The organism is Candidatus Nitrosopumilus sp., from assembly GCF_029882185.1.
Classification (GTDB): domain Archaea; phylum Thermoproteota; class Nitrososphaeria; order Nitrososphaerales; family Nitrosopumilaceae; genus Nitrosopumilus.
In genome coordinates, this window is sequence record NZ_JAOULD010000085.1 from 1 (window position 1) to 3,202 (window position 3,202).

A 3,202-nucleotide genomic window follows, 5' to 3' on the forward strand; every position below is an offset into this window, starting at 1 on the left:
CCTGCTGATAAGACATTTGGAAGTTTTAGTGGAATCAATATGACAGTTGAAGGTGTTGCAGCAAAAGCACAACAAACTCCAACTCCAGAACCACCAAAGCCTGCAAAAGGTACTTTGCCAAAAGGTTTCTAATTCAGACACATCTTTTATTTTCTATTTTTAATAGTAATATTCTTCTTTGATCATATTCTATATCATATGTGGCTCCAAAAATCGAATGTCCTAACTGTCAACAAAACGAATGGCTTGAAAATCATGAACTTAGTTATCTTCCAACAGTTATGAAAATGGATGATGGAACTTATGCTGCAGATACTGAGAATGGAATTCATGTTAGGTTGTGGCGTTGTAACAACTGCATGTATGTCATGCAATTTTGGGAACCTGATTAATCAAAAACAATTAAAATTTTACAAGTTTTTCTTTATTTTTGAACATTATTTTGAACAATTCTTTTTAATGTCCTCTTTTGCGCAAATTATTTCATCCCTTAATCAAGCATGCATTATGGGCATACTGTCGTATGAGTGGATATTGTGGTATATCTAATATGTCCAAGGAAACAAATCATTGTACAGGAGATAGACAGCCATTCGATCAAAAGGCATATTAGATATACAAAGAAGCACAAATATAGTTGTAGTTTGTTGTGTGAATAATGACTTCATTTTATGAAGAAAGTGGTTTGGGTTCAGAAGATATATTTAGAGATATTCAAACGGAGCACACGATTTATCAGATTAATTCATCAGCAGAGGCAAAAAAAGCAGCTAACAGAATGAAGGAAGGAACAGATGAAATAATCAAAATGATGCAAGCTGCACGCAAGATTGCATATGATAAAAAAATTGAAACAGATGAATTGAAAATCAACCTATCTGAGAAAAGAGAGAAAATGAAAGAATTACAGCAAGAACTTGAGCGTACAAAAAAACGTGAATTGACAGTAGCTAAAAAAACATCAAATTTAGTTATAGAAGTAAATAAAATAAAAGATGTAATAGAAAGAATCAAAGAAGCAACACAAGGTTTAGATCCAAAATATCTTGAACAATCTCAGAAGGAACTATCTGATTCGCTTATTAGAATTACATTAGAAACAGAAAAAGCACAAGGTGAGCTTAATGCAATAAGAAAGATGGAAGAGATCACATCTAAAAAACTAGTTACGGCTGAAAATGATTTTACAAAATTAGAAGCAGATGCTTTCAGCAAAATAAGAGAAACAGAAAGAATCGTATCTAATGTATCTGCAACAATAGAACATATCATAAGAACATATGATGAAATAACAAATGTGTCAAAAGATCTTTTAAAATCATCAACATTACCAGAGACAGAATTTAACAGTAAAAATAATTATGAATTTGAGCAAAATCAACCCGAACAAAAATTCGAGGATGTCAAAGTAGCAATTTGAAACACAGATAGTACTAACAAATGATACATCCTGCAATTGATCTTCCAATTTGGATTGTTCCTACAAATCTAGAAAATGTTCCATGTCTTTCATATTCATGTGAACAACCTCAAATGTTGGTTCTCATAATTCTCAGCATGTAAAATTTACTTTTTCATTGACTCTTACCAATTATTCATACACAGTTAAAATGATATTGTCAATAAAATATGGATAATTTGATTTAACTTCTACATTTAATTCAGTTTTCCAAATGAATGTCTATGAAAATCAAGAATGTTAAAAAAGTTCATCTTATCTTTAACTCATGATAATGTTTATCCGTATGCTCTAATTCTTCAAATATGGCTTTGGAATTTGTAAATGTTACAGAAGAGATGGCAATAAGAAAGTCCACATCATCAGAAGAAATGATATGCAGAAAATCTAACACACCTGTTGTCTTTTATGCGCAATTTTAAAAGTCCATATGTTCTTAACTGAAGGATTTGATTGTAGAAGATGTTCAATGTAAACCAAAATTGCTGATCATCAAGCATAATGAAACCCCTGCATGTGTAAAATTACAAACAGTTACAAAGATAATTGATAAAATATTCCAAGATGGCAAGTTTCTTGAACAATTCTTTTGTAATATTCTTTTAATTCAATCATTTGGATTTTTAATATTTTTGATTCTCTGTGTAATTATTTTAAATATCTTTTAATTGTTAATTAATTGACTGATTCCATGATTGGTAAATCTTCCATATTTGTCAGATCCGTCATACTTGTTTTGTTTGCAGTTGTATTTTTCACCGTATCTTTGTTGATCTCATATGAGGGTTTTCAATTGCCTCATGATCTTTATACTAGTCATATGTCATTTGCCGATGTTACTTCTACATGCAAACAAATGGATTTTATTTTAAAATCTCATTATATGTCTTATCAACAAATGATTAGATTGATGAATAATGGAAATCTAAATTCCTATCTGACTCCTCAACAAATTGGTGTCGTCGAACAATGTATGCGTGGAAACCTGCCCGAACTAAACTCTTACTTGACTCCGCAAAAATTAGGTTTCTTTGAAGGACTTGGAAATCACAAAGTGAGTGGGAAAGCAAAAATCATTACAATTGATCAAACTAATTATTTAAGGTTTGATTATTTTGACATTGGTTATGATTCTGGAGTTGGCAAAAATTTTAAAATTCCTGAACTTTATGTATATTTGACTCAAAAAAATGTTCTTTCTCCAGAAATTTATTTAGATGAATTGAAAACAAAGGTTGGAGGTAAGAATTACAAACTACCTGATGATGTGGATTTAGATTTGTATGACACTGTGTTAATATTCGATGCAATTCAAAAAGAGCCCTTTGCAAAAATACTTCTTGAAGATCCATTTTATGTTCGTGATGCCATAAACAACATGCTGGATGACTCTAAAAATATCAATCATCCTAAGATTAGTTCACAGATAATCTACAATAGATATGGGTTTCTTGAAGGTATTGACAACTATGATGCAAAAGGAACAATGCTGATTGATTATGAGGAAGATGAAGGAGATCTTACGATTAAACAGTTTGAAATATCTCAAGGGAAAGATCTTAGATTGTATCTTACAAAACATGGTGATGTCAAAAAAAGTGGATACTGGACACTTGATTCTGATGGTTTTGTGTATGTCAGCAGCGCTACTACCAACGAAATACTGAGATACTCGCCCAGCGGTAATTTTCTAGACGTCTTTGTCGACTCTTCTAGAATCAAAAACCCCACTGGACTTTTGTT

Annotated in this window: 3 protein-coding genes; all 3 read left to right on the top strand. The window is 31.3% G+C overall.

Annotated features, from left to right (window positions below):
• The first annotated feature begins 200 nt into the window (after window positions 1-200).
• Entirely contained in the window at window positions 201-392 is a 192-nt protein-coding gene (locus OEW78_RS10260; protein WP_300327198.1) for a hypothetical protein, read from the top strand.
• A gap of 266 nt (window positions 393-658) precedes the next feature.
• Window positions 659-1,420: a hypothetical protein gene (locus OEW78_RS10265; protein WP_300327199.1), complete on the top strand. Its 762-nt coding sequence runs from the start codon at window positions 659-661 to the stop codon at window positions 1,418-1,420.
• A 730-nt stretch (window positions 1,421-2,150) separates the two neighbouring features.
• Window positions 2,151-3,202, top strand: a 1,052-nt coding sequence (locus OEW78_RS10270) for a DM13 domain-containing protein (RefSeq protein ID WP_366523067.1), incomplete at its 3' end; no start/stop codon positions are given.